This is a genomic window from Kutzneria sp. CA-103260 (assembly GCF_018263855.1).
Lineage (GTDB): Bacteria > Actinomycetota > Actinomycetes > Mycobacteriales > Pseudonocardiaceae > Kutzneria.
In genome coordinates, this window is the sequence record NZ_CP073318.1 from 2,378,054 (window position 1) to 2,394,293 (window position 16,240).

The 16,240-nt window shown below is 72.3% G+C and carries 5 protein-coding genes; 1 reads left to right on the top strand and 4 read right to left on the bottom strand.

Features of this window, described 5'->3' with window-relative positions; genetic code table 11:
• Position 1: 1 nt before the first annotated feature.
• The 4 genes from JJ691_RS10360 to JJ691_RS10375 are packed head-to-tail and all read right to left on the bottom strand — an operon-like array spanning position 2 to position 14,863.
• Positions 2 to 970, bottom strand: coding sequence for a zinc-binding dehydrogenase (locus JJ691_RS10360; protein ID WP_211768562.1), 969 nt, complete (start codon positions 968 to 970; stop codon positions 2 to 4).
• The gene (locus JJ691_RS10365) at positions 964 to 2,040 is read right to left on the bottom strand and encodes a Gfo/Idh/MocA family protein (RefSeq protein WP_211768563.1); all 1,077 of its coding nucleotides are present in this window, start codon (positions 2,038 to 2,040) and stop codon (positions 964 to 966) included. Before JJ691_RS10365 ends, JJ691_RS10360 begins: the two co-directional genes overlap by 7 nt.
• Positions 2,037 to 3,335, bottom strand: coding sequence for a condensation domain-containing protein (locus tag JJ691_RS10370; RefSeq protein ID WP_211768564.1), 1,299 nt, complete (start codon positions 3,333 to 3,335; stop codon positions 2,037 to 2,039). Before JJ691_RS10370 ends, JJ691_RS10365 begins: the two co-directional genes overlap by 4 nt.
• 5 nt (positions 3,336 to 3,340) lie before the next feature.
• Complete coding sequence (locus tag JJ691_RS10375; protein ID WP_249227813.1) at positions 3,341 to 14,863, bottom strand: non-ribosomal peptide synthetase/type I polyketide synthase; 11,523 nt, start codon at positions 14,861 to 14,863, stop codon at positions 3,341 to 3,343.
• On the opposite strand from JJ691_RS10375, the gene JJ691_RS10380 reads away from it, so the two are divergent.
• On the top strand, positions 14,844 to 16,175 hold the full coding sequence (locus JJ691_RS10380) for an MFS transporter (RefSeq protein ID WP_211768566.1): 1,332 nt from the start codon (positions 14,844 to 14,846) through the stop codon (positions 16,173 to 16,175). The genes JJ691_RS10375 and JJ691_RS10380 overlap by 20 nt on opposite strands.
• Positions 16,176 to 16,240: the final 65 nt, after the last annotated feature.

Consider the following 16,240-nt stretch of genomic DNA (forward strand, 5'->3'; position numbering starts at 1 on the left):
GTCAGCGGTCCGGCACGACCAGAACGCCCTTTCGGTAGCTTCCCCGTAGCTCGTCGAGGTTTTCGAATCCCGCGTTCAGGTCGTCCAGGTGGATGTGGTGGGTGAACAGGTCGCCGAGGCCGATGGCGGACCGGGCGAGCAGGTTCGTGGCCCAGCGCATGGCGGCGACCACGCGCCCGGTGTCGCGGAAGTGGGCGTTCACGATGCGGATGGCCTCGTAGTTCCACGCCCCGAGGTCCACGCTCCGGCGGCCGTCCTGGTGATAGCCCCCGATGACGAGCACTCCCTCTCGCCGCACCAGGCGGCCGGCGAGGTCGAGGCCGGACTGGGTCCCGGTCAGTTCGACGACCACGTCCGCACCTCGGCCACCGGTCAGCTGCCTGACGGCCTCCTGGGCGTCCACCTCGTCCACGGTGCCGGCTCGGGCGCCGACAACGGATCCGCGTTCCGACAGCCCGCGTCCGACCTGGAGGACCTGTGCGAACCAGCTCATGTCGAGGAGCCGGGTCATGAGTTCGCCCATGAACCCGGCCCCGACGACCACGACCGTCTCGCCGGTGACCGCGGGCAGGCAGGACCATGCGTTGAGGCAGCACGCCAACGGCTCGACCAACACGCCGTCGACCCCGGGTTCCAGGGCGACGACGTGCGCCGACTCCGCCGACACGTACTGGGCGAAACCGCCGCCGGGGACCCAGGCCGTCACGCGCCGGCCCGAGAGGTCCACGGGTGCGTTCTCTCCGACGGCGCACACCACCGCCTCGACTTCGTGCCCGAGACGGACCGGTAGGGGCGGTGCACCGAGCCGCCACCGGTCGACATCACCCGAGCAGACGCCAGTTCGCGTCACACGCAGCAGGACGGAATCCCGGTCCGGCGGCGCGATCGACTCCCGAACGACGTCGAACCGCCTCGCCGCGGTGAGAATCGCCGATGTCGCAAGCAAGTTCTCGGCCGGGGTGCTCACCATGAGACCAGCTCACCTCCCTGGTTGGCCGACCGGTAGGCAGCGGTGATCAGTCGCGTGCTCGCCACGGCGGCGTCGACGCGCGCCCCAGGCGGCACGCAGTCCGCCGCACCTGTGTCCGCGACCGTCACAAGGTTTTTCAGCTGTCGCCGGTAGCAGTCCCGCACCGGCGTCTCCCACGTTCCGGCCACCCCAGCGGCCCGCGCCGATCGACCGTCCAGCCGCACGCGCACCACGGCGTCACCGCCTCTTTCGTCCAACCGCATCGTGAAGACGCCTTCGGTGCCACCAAGCCGAATCGTGAGTCCGGTGCCGGATCCGCCGGACCACGCGATGGACACCCGGCCGGCCAGGTCGTATCCGCCGGGCCGGAGCTGGTACAGCTCCATCTCGGTCGAGGAGTCGCGATGGAGCGGCCCGGCGCCGAGCGGCGGCGTTGTGGGGGAGGAGGTCATCTTCGTCGTGACGGCACGGACCGGTGACCGCTGTCCGAGCACGGGCAAGATCACCCCGAGCAGGTGCGGGCCCAGATCGAAGGCCGAGCCCGGACAGTCGACGTCGCGAAAGTGCCCCCAGTCGGGATCACCGTCGGCCCGGAGCCACTCGCCCGACACCTCGACGAGGTCGCCGAGGCCGCCGCCGTCGAGCCAGGACAGCACAGGGGGCGGTATGGCGGCCAGCAGGTGCAGCCCGAACTGCAGGTGCACGCCGGCGTGCTCGGCCAGCTGGGCCATCCGTGCGACGTCATGGAGGGACCACGCCGCTGGTTTCTCGCAGAGCACCGCCTTCGGCGGAGTCCGCAGCCGCAACAGCTCGGTGAGGTTAGTCAGGTGCGAGCTCGGCGGCGTGGCGATGATCCAGGCGTGCACGCCGGACGAGCCGCACTCGGAGACAGACAGGTGAACCGCGCTACCCGACAGCTTCCACTCGGTGGCGATGCGCCACGCCGATTCGATTCGTGGATCCACCACCGCGGCCAGTTGGACGCTGGCCACCTCGCGGAGGGCACGAGCGAGGACTCGCCCCTGCCGTCCCGCGCCCACGAGTCCCACCAGCAACTGCCGGCCGCTCATGGCGTCCCTGCTTCACGCAGGGGCCGGTTCGGGTGGTCGACGACCCACGCCAACAGCCGCATGAGACGTTCCTCCTGTGCCAGCACGAGATGTCGGTCCCCAGGGGCGGCCAGCATCACGAGACTGATCCGCAGTCCGGACGCGTCCGGGGCGCCGGCTGCGAAAAGGTCGAAACCCGTGGCGCCCATGCGCCGGTGCTGGTGCACCGCCGTGGTGCAGCCGGGCAGCGTGAGTTCGGTGTGGAACGGCGTGATGTTCACGCTCGGATCGCCCCCGCCGTACAGCGTGCCCCGATCACCGAGGTCGGCGAGAACCTGCTCGCAGGGCAGGCGCTGGTGCGCCACATCCGCCCGGTTGTCCTCGGCTGTCCGGCGGAGCAGGTGGTGGAACGTCGTGTCGGGCCCCACCGGCACGGTCAGCAGGTACCGGTTGGCCAGGTACGTCGGCACGCTCCGGGCGAGCGGGGTCAACCGGTTGGACACCGGCACAGTCAGGGTCACGACCTCGGCGGCCCGCTCACGAGCGACATGGGCGGCGACCACCGCCAGGATCAGGTCCGGCCAAGCCGTCCCGGCGGCTTGCGCGATGGCGTTGATCCGGTGCGGAGCCGGCGGTTGCAGTCCGATGCCGGTCGTCGCCTCGGCGTCGGCTCGGTCGGACCCGAGGCGCACCGGCGCCGGCGCGTCGGCCAGGCGGCGGCGCCAGTACGCCCGGTCCTCGGCGTACTGGCCGGACGCCCGGTAGTCCGCCAGTTCCTCGTGCAGTGCCTTGAGTGGGCGGAACGGGTTGGGGCCGGGTTCCGCGCCGGCGCGGATGGCCGCGTACACCTCGGCCACCCGGTGCAGCAGCAGACCCGCGCTGAAGGCGTCCATCACCATCGGCAGGAACCGCAGGTACCACCGGAAGTGGTCCGCGCCGAGCCGGAGCAGCGCGGTGGAGAACAGCGGGGAGTCGCCGGGCCGGATGGGTGCGCGGTGCTCCGCGTCCGCCCACTCCGCTGCGGCGGCTTCGGGATCGCTGGCGCCGGACACGTCCACCACCGGGAGCCGCCACCGCAGCCGAGGCAGGATCTCCTGCCTGGGGACGAGGTCCCGCTCGACGAACCGGACCCGCAACGCGTCGGTCTGCGCGATCACGTGCTGGGCCGCCGCCTCCAGGGCCCGCGCGTCCAACGGGCCGTGGATCTCGACGTACTGGGCGATGGTGTTGGCCCGGTTCTCGGCGGCCAGCCGAGTGCTGGCCGTCAACAGCGAGCGCTGTTGGACCGTGACGTCCAACGCTTCCGGCGGCGCCAACAGGGTCATTGTGAACCGCCGAGAATCGTGCAGAGCAGCTTCTCGCTCTCCCCGAGGCCGAGCGCCGCCTTGGCGTCCCGGAAGTCGACCATGCCGATCTGGCAGGTGTCGATGCCGTGGTCGGCCGCCGCCGTGGTCAGCAGTTGGGCCATCGCGCCCGCTTCGAGCAGGCAGAACGGCTCGGCCCGTTCGCCGTAGAGCTGCTCGAGGGCGGCGGTGTCGGCGACCAGGAAGAGCGCGAATCCGGCGGTCTCGTGCGCTTCCCGGTTGACGCTGGTGCGGTGGTGCCCGGCCTGCACCAGCGGCGCGTCGCTGACCGGAACGAGCTGGTGTTCATCGGGGGAGTACCGGTAGACGCCGTCGGCGAGGGCGCTCACCCCGGCGTTGTGCACCTGGACGTAGACGTCGACCGGGTAGATGCCCGAGGCCGAGCCCCAAGCCCGCCGAACGACGCCCTCCTCGGTCCACTGCCGCAGCTGGGTGAGCAGTCCGCCGAACGCGTCCAGCCGGATCTTGGATCCGCTGAACTTGCGCACGCTGCGCCGGCGATGGTCCGGGGCGGCGCCGGCTGGCAGGCCGATGCCGGCCTGCTGCGTGGCGTGCCGGCGGCGAGCCTGCTCCTTGGCCTCCTCCCGAGCCTCCGCGTCGAACAGCACCGGTTGCGGCGCCGGTTCCTCGGTCGGAGCGGGGGCGTCGCCGGCGTAGAAAGCGGCCAGGTCGTCGACCGAGCGCATCTCGTACAGCATCTCGAGACTGGGGTGGGAGCCGAACTCCGAGGACAGGCCGTTCGCGATGCGGATCAGGTGCATCGACGTCAACCCCACGGCGCCGAAGTCGATCCGGGACAGATCACCAGTGTCCAGTTCGGTGCCGGCGAGCACCGCTGTCAGGACCGAGTTCACCCTGTCGGCCACGTCGGTCCCGGCAGCCAAGGGTGCGGGCCCCTCGCCGAACAGGGCGCCCCGGTCGACCTTGCCGTTCGCGGTGAGCGGGTAGTCCTCGACCACTCTGATCAGATCCGGCACCAGGTAACGGGGCAACTCCCCGGCCAGCTCGGCCCGCAGTCGGGTCGGGTCGAGCACCGCGCCGGGACGGGACCGGACCACCGCGACGAGCCGGCGGTCCTGGTCGCGCGCGCCCTCGGCGCCGACGACCGCGTCGCGGACCCCGCCGAGCCGCGCCAGCGCGCTCTCGATCTCACCGGGCTCGATCCGGTGGCCCTGGATCTTCATCTGCTGGTCCTCCCGACCTAGTAGTTCGAGCACCCCGTCCGGGCCGACCTTGGCCAGGTCACCGGTGCGGTAGAGCCGTTCGCCGGTGCCGGGCCGCAACGGGAAGCTGCGCCGGGTCCGCTCGTCGTCGCCCCAGTAGCCGCGGGCCAGTCCGGCGCCGGACAGGAACAGCGGGCCGGCGGTGCCCGGCGGCGCCGGTTCGAGCCGTTCGGTCAGCACGACCGCGCCCTGGCCGCGCATCGCCTTGCCGTAGGGGATGCTGTGCCACGTCGGATCGACCTGCTCGACCTCGTGCAGCACCGACCAGATCGCCGCCTCGGTGGCCCCACCGAGGCTGATCAGCCGGGTGTGCGGGAGCCGCCCGCGCAGCCGCCGGGCCAGCTCGACCGGTATCCAGTCGCCGCTGAGCATGATCAGGCTGAGCCGGGCGGCCCAGTCCATGTCCTCGCCGGTCGTCTCGGTGAGCAGTCGCAGCAGGGCGGGCACCGAGTTCCACATCGTCACCTCGTGCCGGACCATGAGGTCGGCCCAGTGCTTCGGGTCGGAACGGTGCTCGGCCCTCGGCACGACCAGGCTCGCCCCCGCCGACAGGGTGCCGAACACGTCGTACACCGACAGGTCGAAGGTGAGCGGGGTGAGCGCGAGCAGCCGGTCGGCGGGCCCCACGGTGAACCGCTCGTTGATGTCGGTGATCGTGTTGACCGCCGCGCCGTGCTCCATCGCGACGCCCTTCGGCCGCCCGGTCGAGCCCGAGGTGTAGATCAGGTACGCCAGGTCAGCACTGGTGGTGCCGGGCTCCCTGACCACGGCCGAACCGCTGGCCAGCACGTCCTCGAACTCGATGAGCCGGACGCCGGACGGCCAGTTGCCCGCGGTGGCCCGGCTGGTCAGCGCGAACCTCGCGGTGCTGTCGCGCAGCTGCAACTCCAGCCGCCCGGTCGGCGCGGTCGGGTCGACCGGGACGTAGACGCCGCCGGCCCGAACCACGCCGAGCACCGCGGCGGTCTGCTCCCAGCCGGTGCGCAGGCCGACCGCGACCATGTCGCCGGCGCACAGGCCGACCGAGATCAGCGCCGCCGCCACCTTCTCCGCCGCGTCCGCGACCTCCTGGTAGCTCAACGATCGCCCGTCGGTGCGGATCGCGATCGCGTTCGGGCTCACCGCGGCCCGAGCCAGCACCAGGTCGTGCAGGCGCGGCGACTCGGTGACGTGCACCGGCTCCGGCCGGCTCAGCGTCGCCGGATCAGCGGTCCAGTCGCTACGGGCGGCCAGGCCGCGCAACAGCGACAGGTACGCGTCGAACATCTCGTCGAGCAGCCCGTCGGGGAACAACGCGTCCACCGAGTCCCAGGTCAGCACCGCGTCGTCGCCCCAGCGCATGGCCTGGTGGTCCAGCCACACCTGCGGGGTCTGCGACAGGCCGTGCAGGCGGCGGCCCAGCCAGTCCATCTTGCCGATGTCCTTGTCCAGCATGCTGGTGAACACGACAGGGGCCACCGACTCCGGCAGCCGCGGTCGGCCCTGCGACCTCGACCGCTGCCGGCGCACCGTCACGCTGCCCAGCTCGCGGTGCTCCAGCGCGAACAGCAACGAGGTCTGGAACGTCCGCAGGTAGTCCTCGAACGCACCGGGCCCCGGCCGCGACGCGACCAGCAGCACGCTGGTGAACTCGCCGATCGCCGGGGCGGACAGGCCGACCTGCGGGCCATCGAAGGCGGGCACGCCGAGGGTGAACGGGGCGTCACCGCTGAACCGGCCGATCACGCTGGTGAAAGCGGCGCCGAACAGCGAGGACACGGTGATTCCCCGGGCCGCCGCGGCGTCGCGCAGCCGCCGCCAGTCCGCCTGGTCGAGCACGGCGGTGCGCCGGGTGAACTCGGGGCGGCGCACGGTTTCGGGATCCAGCGCCAGCGGCAGCTTCGGCGGTGGCGGCAACTCGTCGGCCAACCGGGCCAGCAGGGCCCGGTCCGGCCCGTTGGCGATCTCGTCGAGCCGACGCCGCCGATCCCTGGCGAAAGTCCGGAACGCCTCGGCCGGCGCGGCCGGCGGCAGCGAGAGCCCCCGGTACCGCAGGCCCCATTCGTGGATCACCACGAAGATGCTCTGCGCGTCCAGCATGAGCAGGTCGAAGCTGACGTGGACGCGCACCTCGCCGGGCAGCAGCGTGAGTCGCAACTCGAACAACGGCCCGCGGTAGGCGTCCAGCACCTGGCAGGACATCCGCGCCCGGGTGGCCGCGACCTTCTCCGCCGCCGCCGGATCGTCACGCAGGTCGTCGACCTGCACCTGCCAGGCGGCGGTCGGCGTGATCTCACGCTGCCGACCGTCCAGGGTGGCGACCATCCGCAGGGCCGCGTGCCGGCGCACGATCTCGTCCCAGGCCACGATCGCCCTGTTCGCGTCGAGCTCGGCCATCGTGTACTCGCCGTACGCGTGGCTGGACACGCCGCCGAGGCCGAGGCCGTCGAACCGGCCGACCAGGTACGCCTCCTGGAGCTCCGTGAGCGGGATCGGCTCGTCGTCGACGTCGGGTGCCTCCGGGCGCCGCTCGGGAACCGGTCGGACGGCGACCACGGGCGCCGGCTCCGCCGTGGTGCGGGTGGCGGCTTCGGCCTCCGGGCCGAGATCGAGGCCGTCCAGCACGAGCGCGGTCAGCTCGGTGACGCTCGGGCCGCGCATCATCGTCATCGTCGTGACGGTGACGCCCAGTTCCCGTTCGATCCACGAACTGATCTCGACCGCGAGCAGCGAGTCCATGTGCATGCTGGTCAGCGGCGCGTCCGGCGGCAGTTCCGGCTCGGGCACGCCGAGCAGGGCCGCGCACCTGGCTTTGATCCGAGCGGTGAGCAGCTCGACCTGGGCGTCACGGTCCAACGCCCGCAGCCGCTGGACGGTCGACCGCCCGTCGGCGTCGGTCCGCCGGCCCAGCTCGTCGCCGGCCAGCACCTCGGCGTACCGGTGCTCGTGGTCGGCGTCCAGGCCGAAGTGGCGGATGATCCGGGCGAAGTCGACCTTGGTGACGCCGACCCGGGGCGAGCCACCGCGCCACAGCGACCGCATCGCCTCGAACACCTGGTCCGTGGTGAGGTGGCCGACCCCGGACGCGGCCAGCGCCCGCGCGGCGTGCTCGTTGCGGGTCAGGTAGCCGGCCCCGTGGATGGCTCCCCAGTTGACGGTCAGCACCGGACGGCCGAGCGCGGCGCGGTACTCGGCGAACTGGTCGAGGAACGCGTTGGCGGCGGCGTAGTTGGCCTGGCCGGCGTTGCCGAGCAGCGAGGTGGTCGACGAGAACAGCACGAACGCGTCGAGGTCGTGACCGGCGGTGGCCCGATCGAGGTTCCAGGCGCCGCGCACCTTGGGTTCGAGAACCCTGCGGAACCGGCGTTCTTCCAGTTCGGTGAACGGGCCGTCGTCGATGACCATCGCGCAGTGCAGGACACCCCGCAGGGGCGGCAACTCCCGGTCGATCCGGGCGATCAGCGCGTCGACCTGGGACGCCGACGTCACGTCGACCGCCTCGGCCAGCACTTCGACGCCGGCCGCGCGCAGGCGGTCGAGCGCTTCCTCGGTCCCGGGGCTCGGCAGCGCGCGGCGGCCCACCAGCACCAGGTGCCGGACCCCGGCCTCGGCGAGTCGGCCGGCCAGTTCGAGGCCGATGCCGGCGAGGCCGCCGGTGACCAGCCAGGTGCCGGCGAACCGCTCCGGACCGGGCGGCGGGAGCGGCGTCACCGGCAGGTCGCGCTCGCTCATCGCCAGCACCAGCTTGCCGATGTGCTCGCCGGCGGCGAGGTGCCGGAAGGCGGCCCGGACCTGCGACGGGTGGTAGACCCGGTGCGGCAGCGGCCGCAGCGTCCCGTCCTCGAACCGGGCCAGCAGCGCCCGCAGTTCCTCGGCGACCACGGCCGGCCGCTCGGCGATCATCTGCTGCAGGTCGAAACTGGCGTAGGACAGGTTGCGGGTGAACGGCCGCAACCCGAGCCGCCGGTCGGCCCGCAGGTCGCGCTGCCCGATCTCGACGAACCTTCCGTACGGTGCCAGACAGGCGATGCTGCGTGCCGTCGCCTCGCTGCCGACCGCGCTGAGCACGACGTCGACCCCGGCGCCGTCGGTTACCGCCCGAACCTCGTCGGCGAAGCGCAGCGAGCGCGAGTCGAACACGTGCTTGACGCCCAGCGAGCGCAGCAGCTCCCGTTTCTCCGGGCTGCCCGCGGTAGCCAGCACCTCCGCCCCGAGTTCCTTGGCGAGTTGGATCGCGGCCAGCCCGACCCCGCCGGCGCCGGAGTGGATCAGCACCCGCTCGCCGGGGCGCAGCGCGGCGAGCCGGCCGAGTCCGATCGCGGCGGTGAGGAACACCAGTGGAACCGTGGCCGCTTCGGCGGTGGACAGCCGAGCCGGCTTGACCGCCACACACGTCGCGTTCACGGTGACGTGCGAGCAGAGCGTGCTCATCGCCGCGTCGACCGCGACCACCTCGTCGCCGACCCGCAGCCCGGTGACGCCGGTGCCGGTCCTGGTGACGCGGCCGACGCACTCGGCGCCCATCCGCAGCCCGCGGCCGCCGGCTGTCGACGGCATCCGGCCCAGCGCGACCAGCACATCGCGGAAGTTCAGGCCGACTGCGTCGACCTCGATCTCGACCTCACCCGCAGCGGGGGTCCTCCGAGGCTCGGCCGCCCACCGCAGCTCGTCCAGCTGGCCAGGGTGGTCGGTCACCAGGGTGTGCGCGTGGTCCTCGGGCAGCGTGCGGGCGTCGACCCGGTCGAGCACCGCCGAGGCCGGGTGCCGGACGATGCGGCGCACGTACCGTTCGCCCGACCGCAGCGCGATCTCGTACTCGCCGTCGTCCAGGCACAGCTGCGCCCACAGTTGGTCGAGATCGCCGCCGGCGGTCGCATCCAGGTCGATCATCACGGCGCGGGTGTGCGGCAGCTCCAGCCGGGCGGCCATGCCGATGCCCCACGCCGACGTACCACCGAGCCGGACCGGCTCGCCGTGCAGGCTGTGCGCGCCCTTGGAGACCAGCACGAACCGGGGGCTCTGCTCGACCGGAACGGCCCGCAACGCCCGAACCACATCGGCCAGCTCGACGCAGCGGTCCTGGATCACGGCGCCGGGGTCGGCGGCGTCGCTGTCGCCGGTGTTCCACAACTGGACGACGTGAGACGGCCGCAGGTCGCCGAAATCGACCGGATCGCCGGGCGGGACGATCCGGGCGCGGCCACCATGCTCGCGGACCCGGACGGCCAGCGCGGCGGCGAGCGCGGCGTCGTCGCCGAGGATCGCCCAGTCGGCGGCCGGCGGCGCCGGCGGCGAGGCGGGCCGGCCGATCGACGGTCCGGTGGCGAACAGGACCGTGTGCGGGGCGGTGTCGTTGCCGGTCCGGTCCTCGACCGCGGCGACTTCGGAGAATCCTCCGTCACGCAGGAGCTCGACCCACTGGTCGGCGCTGAGCAGCGGGCCGGTGGTGCGCACGTCCCGGTCGGTGAACGACCACCAGCCCTTGGTCAGGCCGAACGTCAGGTCGGCCCAGATCCGGCCGGGCATCACCTCGGCCAGCACGAGCAGACCGCCGGGAGCGAGCAGGCCGCGCAGCGAGCCGAGCGTGCGGCGCAGTTCGGGCGTGGCGTGCACGACGTCGGACGCGAGGACGAGGTCGAACGAGTGCGGCTGGAAGCCCTGGTCGACGGGGTCGCGGTCCAGGTCGAGCACCTGGTACTCGACGAACGGGAAGTCGCGGAAGCGGTCCCGGGCCCGCTCGGTGAACGCGGCTGAGATGTCGGTGAACACGTATTCGGTGCGCCCCGGCGGCAGCACGGGGAGCACAGCCGCGGTCAGACCGCCGGTGCCGGCGCCGATCTCCAGGATGCGCAGGGTGCGGCCGGGCGTCGCGGCGGCCGAGATCCGCTCAAGGGCCTGCCGGACGACGTCGTTGTGGAAGCGGACCGCCTTGGAGGTCTGGAAGAACCGCTCGGCTTCGCCGTGGTCGCCCTCGGGGAACAGCAGCTGGAGCGGGTCTGTCGTGCCGGTCAGCACAGCATGCAGGTGGCTCGCGGTCTTGTTGAGCAGGCGCAGTTCGCCGAGCGAGTCGGGGTAGGCCGCCACCATCCGTGCCCAGTGGACGGCGTGGTCGGGGGCGACGTCGCACAGCACCCGGAACGAGCCGTCCTCGCGGTGGGCCAGGATCCCGCCGTCGGCCAGGAAGCGCAGGAAGCCCGCCGCCGCCGGGCGGTAGAGCGGGAGCAGCCCCACCAGGTCGTCGACCGCGATCGTGCGGCCGGTGGCCAGCTCGGCGCCGAAGCCGGCGAAGCAGTCGGCCAGGTACGCGGCGCAGAGCTCGCGCAGGTCGGCCCGGTACTGCGAGCTGTCGCCGGCCAGAGCGGCGGGAAACAGACGCAGTTCGGCCACCGCGGCCTCGGCGCCGAGGGTGACCGCGCTCGTCGGCGGGCGGACCGAGGAACGCCAGCGCATCCGGTAGAAGTGGTCCTGGACCGCGCCGTCCGGGTTCTCCGGCCGCGGCACCGGGGCGCCACGCATGCCGATCAGCTCGGCCAGCACGACGCCGTCGGCGTCCAGCACAGCGATGTCCGCGTGGAGGGCGTACGCGTCCCTGGTGTGCACCCGGACGTGGGCGTGGGCCGGTGTGCCGTCGCTATACACCCGCACGGCGTCCACTCCGGACGGCACGTAGTTGACCGGGATCAGATCGGCGGCCCGGCGGGCATTGCCGTCCAGCACGGCGGTCTGGATACAGACGTCGAGCAGCGCCGGGTGCAGCACGTAGTGCTTGAGCGTGGCCGCGAGTTCGTTCGGCACGAGAAGGTCGACCAGGGTTTCGCCCTCGCCGGTGCGCAGCTCGGTCATGCCGCGGAACGCGGGTCCGTACACGTAGCCGCACGCGCTGAACGCCTCGTACACCTGATCGTGCGAGTGTCGGGTGGCGCATCGCCGCCGGACCGCGTCGAGGTCGACCCGGTGGTCGCGCGCCGGCTCGCGGTGGTAGCGGCCGCGCACCGTGCGTGCCCACGTGTCCCCGTTGAACGAGCGGTGGTGCAGCTCGAAGGTGCCGTCCTCGGGGTCCAGCTCGATCCGGCCGATCTGCACGTCGTCCGGCTGGAGCGCGCAGGACCGCTCGAAGTCCACGAACTCCAGCGCGGCCGGGGCGTCGAGGTGTTCGCGGGCGGCGGCCAGCGCGGCCTCCAGGTACGCGGCGCCCGGCACGATGACCGTGCCGAACAGCTCGTGCTGGCGTACCCAGGCCAGGCGGTGGTCGTCCCAGCGGATCTCCCAGGTCGGCCGGGCCGCGTCGACCGGCTTGAGCATCGGGTGCGGCTGGCCGCCGGTGCGCCGGGCCCGCGCGGTCGGCGTCTCGTTCCAGTGCGCTTCGTGCTGCCACACCGGGCCGGGCAACGCCGCCGCCGGGACCGGGCCGGGGTGCCGGCGGGTCCAGTCGACCTCCCGGCCCGCCGCGTAGAGCGCGCCGAGCGACTCGAGCAGGCGCACCCGGTCGTCGCCGCCGCGCTGGAGCGAACCGACGGCGACCGCCGCGTGCCCGGTGTCGTCGAGGATCTCGCGGACCGCGTTGAGCAACACCGGATGCGGGCTGAGTTCGACGAACGCGTCGTAGCCGTCGTCCAGCATGGCCCGCAGCGCGCCCTCGAAGAGCACCGGCTGGCGGAAATTGCGCCACCAGTAGTCCGTGTCCAGTTCGCCGCCGGCGATCCGACGGGCGTGCACGCTGGAGTACATCGGGATCGTGGTCGGCTCGCCGGCGACACCGGCGAGTTCACCGACCAGCTCCTCGCGCAGCGGGTCCATCTGTGGGCTGTGGCAGGGACACGCGACGCGCAGCTTGCGCGCGAACACACCGCGCTGTTCGAGCAGGGTGGCCACCCGGTCCAACTCCGGGTGCGAGCCGGACAGCGTCGACCCGCGCGGGCTGTTCTCGGCCGCCACGCAGACCTGGTTCCCGGTCTCGGCGCACACCTTCCGCGCCGCGTCGGCGCCGAGCGCGACGAACATCATGCCGCCGCGGCCGTCGGCACGGGAATGCACCAGCGCCCGGCGGCAGATCAGGCGCACCGCCGACGGCAGATCGACCGCACCGCTGAGATAGGCGGCGGCGTACTCACCGACGCTGTGGCCGAGCACGCCGTCCGGGCTGACGCCCTGGCTGCGCCACAACTCGGCCAGCGCGACCTGGACCGCGAACACGGTCGGCTGCAGGCAGAAGGTCTCGTTGACCCGGCTGCCCGACTCGTCGGCCAGCAGCGCGTCCAGCACGGACCAGCCCAGGTGGGGGCGGGCCAGTTCGTCACACCGGAGCACGGTCGACCGGAACACCTCGTCGGTCTCGATCAGCGACCGGGCCATCGCCCACCACTGCGGGCCCTGTCCGTTGAACAGAAAGCCGAGTTTGCCGGCCGGGCGGCCGGTCGGTGCGCCGGCGAACACGCCGGGGCGGGTGTCGCCGTCGGCGTAGCCACGGAGCTTGGTGACGGCGTCCGCCGCGTCGACGGCCACCACCGCCAGCCGGTGCCCGTGGTGACCGCGCCGGCGAGCCAGCAGCACGGCCAACCCTTCCAGGTCCCCGCCGGGTAGCTCGGAACCGGTCAGTCGGTCCGCGTACACGGCCGCGAGTCGGCGCAGCGCGGTCTCGCTGCGGGCGCTGAACGTGAGCAGCGCCGGACGGTTGTCCACCCGACCGGGGCCGGCCGTGGGAACCGGCGGGGCTTCAGCCAACACCACGTTGGCATTGGTGCCGCCGAAACCGAACGAGTTGACGCTGGCCACCGCAGTCGGCAGGTGCTCGGGCCACGGGGTGAGCGCGGTCGGCACGCGCAGGCCGAGACCGGTGAAGTCGATCTCGGGGTTCGGTTCGTCGAAGTGCAGGTTGGCCGGCACCTGGCGGCGGCCGACCGCGAGCACCGCCTTGATCAGGCCGGCGATCCCGGCCGCCGCCTCGAGATGGCCGATGTTCGTCTTGACCGAGCCGACCAGCAACGGCCGGTCGGCCGACCGGCCGTTGCCGAGCACGGCGGCCAGGGCGGTCGCCTCCACCGGGTCGCCGACCGCGGTTCCGGTGCCGTGCGCCTCCACATAACCGACCTCGGCCGCGTCGATCCCGGCCACCCGCAACGCGGTGTCCACATTGGACCGCTGGGCCGGGCCGCTCGGCAGCGAGATGCCGAGGGTGTGCCCGTCCTGGTTGACCGCGGTGCCCCGGATGACGGCGTAGATCCGGTCCCCGTCGCGCTGGGCGTGCGCCAGCGGCTTGAGCAGCACCAGCCCGGCCCCCTCGCCGCGGCCGAAGCCGTCGGCGGCGGCCGAGAACGCCTTGCACCGGCCGTCGGCCGCGAGCATGCCGGCCTGGCTCAGCGCCACCCCGAAACCGGGTGTGAGGATGAGGTTGACCCCACCGGTCAGCGCCGCGTCGACTTCGCCCGCCCAGATGCTCTGGCAGGCCGAGTGCGTCGCGACCAGCGCGGAGGAGCAGGCGGTGTCGATCACCATGCTCGGCCCGCGCAGGTCGAAGGCGTGCGAGATCCGGTTGGCCAACAGGCTGGTGGACATGCCGGTGGCGGCGTGCGCCCCCATCGCCTCGCCCTCGCCCGCCGCGGTCTGGATCTGCGCGTAGTCCTGGCTGCTGGCGCCGACGAACACGCCGGTGCGCACGCCGGCGAGATCCGCCATCGGGATGCCGGCGTCCTCGCACGTCTCCCAGGCGACCTCGAGCAGAAGTCGCTGCTGCGGGTCGAGTTGGGCGGCCACCTGGCGGGAGAGGCCGAAGAATCCGGCGTCGAACGCGTCCACCCGGTCGAGGAACCCGCCCTCGCGCATCGTGATCCGGCCCGGCACGCGGTGGTCCGTGGCGAACAGGCGCTCGACGTCCCATCGGTCCGGTGGCACCGGTCCGATCGCATCGACCCGACTGGTCAGCAGGTCCCAGAAGCTGTCGGGACCGGTGACTCCGCCGGGAAATCGACAGCCGATACCGACCACAGCGATCGGCCCGTGTTGGATAGCCGTGCTCAATCTGTGCTCCAGTCCGTGTCGAAATTCTTTCGCCCCAACCGTCACTGCACCGGTGACGGGATCTCGGCCGATCGTACTTGCGTCGGTCACAAATACATCCGGCCGTCGGCGGCCGGGCAGAGGTCTGCCCTCGTGACCAATCGAGTTCCCGTAAACGCCTGCTCGAACGAACAATCGTGGTTGCACGCCGATGTGCCCGAACGGCCGGTGGCGAAGCGATGGCCAGTGGCAATACTGTCCCGGTGTGCCGGATTGTCTGGCCATTGCGGCCGTCGAGAAGTTCCGAGAGATCAGCGGAGGTTTCGACGCGATGCGGATGACGCGCAGCCTGGCGCCGTTGCGCCACCGCGACTTCCAATATCTGGTTTCCGGGCAACTCGCCTCGAACATCGGCGACGCCTGCTATGCGGTCGCCCTGCCCTGGTACGTGTTGGCCGAGCGCGGCGGGACTCTGCTGTTGGGCACCGTGCTGGTCGCCTACGGCCTGCCTCGCACCGTGCTGATGGCGTTCGGCGGCGCGGCGAGCGACCGGTGGCGGCCGTGGACCGTGATGATGGCCTCGGACGTCGTGCGCACGGTCGGCGCGGCCGCGCTGGCGGTCGTCGCGCTGCTCGGTCCGGCACGGGCTGAGTCGCTGGTGCCCATCGCGATCGTGCTCGGCGCCGGGCAAGGGCTGTTCCTCCCCGCGTCGTTCGTGATCGCGCCGACCCTGCTACCGGACCGGGAACTACCGGCCGGCAACGCGCTCACCGCCGGCGGCACCCAACTCGCTCTGCTGATCGGGCCCGCGGTTGCCAGCGTCGTCGTGGGATCGCTCGGCATCGCAGCCGCGTTCGTGGTCAACGCGGCGACCTTCGCGCTCTCGGCGCTCTCACTCGCCCGCATTCGGTCGGCCAAACGCCGTTCGACGCCCGCCCCGGCAGCGGATTCCGGCAACGCCGTCCCGGCCAGGACGACGCTGCGCCAGTTGCTCCGAGGGGAGCCGGCGCTGCTGGTGGTTCTCGTGGTCACGCTGGCCGGCAACTTCGGCACCGGTGGGCTCAGCGAGGTCGCCGTCCCAGCGCTGGCGCACGGCCCGCTCAACACCGGAGCGGTCGGTTTCGGCGGTCTGATCGCCGCGCTGGGAGCAGGCGCCCTGCTGGGAACCCTGGGCGCCGCCCAGCTGAGTCGGCCTCGGCGACCGGCGGTCCTCTGCTCGGCGGTGTGCCTCGCGGAGGCGAGCATGATCGCCGTCACGCCCTACCTGGGCGGTGCGATCGCTGTGGGGGTCGGACTGTTCGGCTACGGGCTGTTCAACGGCATGGCCAACGTAGTCATGATCACCGCGCTCCAGCGCTGGGCGCCGCCGAACCTGCTCGGCCGGGTCATGGGCCTGTTGCTGCTGGCCGGTTTCGGCATCTTCCCGGTCTCCGTCGCATTCGGCGCGTTCGTGGTCGACCGGTTCGGGCCGATCCCGTTCTTTCCTGTCGCGGGCCTGATCCTGCTGCTGGCGGTGATCGGTTCGATGACTCAACGTCGATGGCGGGACCTGGGCGTGGCGGTGCCGCGGGAAGGACAACCCGCCTGCGTTGCGTAAATGGCGCCCGGCCGGGATCTGCTCTCCGAGCCGCACTTGGCTTCCGGAACGCTTCGGTGAGTGCG

Excerpts from the sequence above, each read along its gene's own strand:
- JJ691_RS10360 (WP_211768562.1), bottom strand. The coding sequence starts at position 970 with ATGGTGAGCACCCCGGCCGAGAACTTGCTTGCGACATCGGCGATTCTC.
- JJ691_RS10365 (WP_211768563.1), bottom strand. The coding sequence starts at position 2,040 with ATGAGCGGCCGGCAGTTGCTGGTGGGACTCGTGGGCGCGGGACGGCAG.
- JJ691_RS10375 (WP_249227813.1), bottom strand. The coding sequence starts at position 14,863 with ATGGCCAGACAATCCGGCACACCGGGACAGTATTGCCACTGGCCATCG.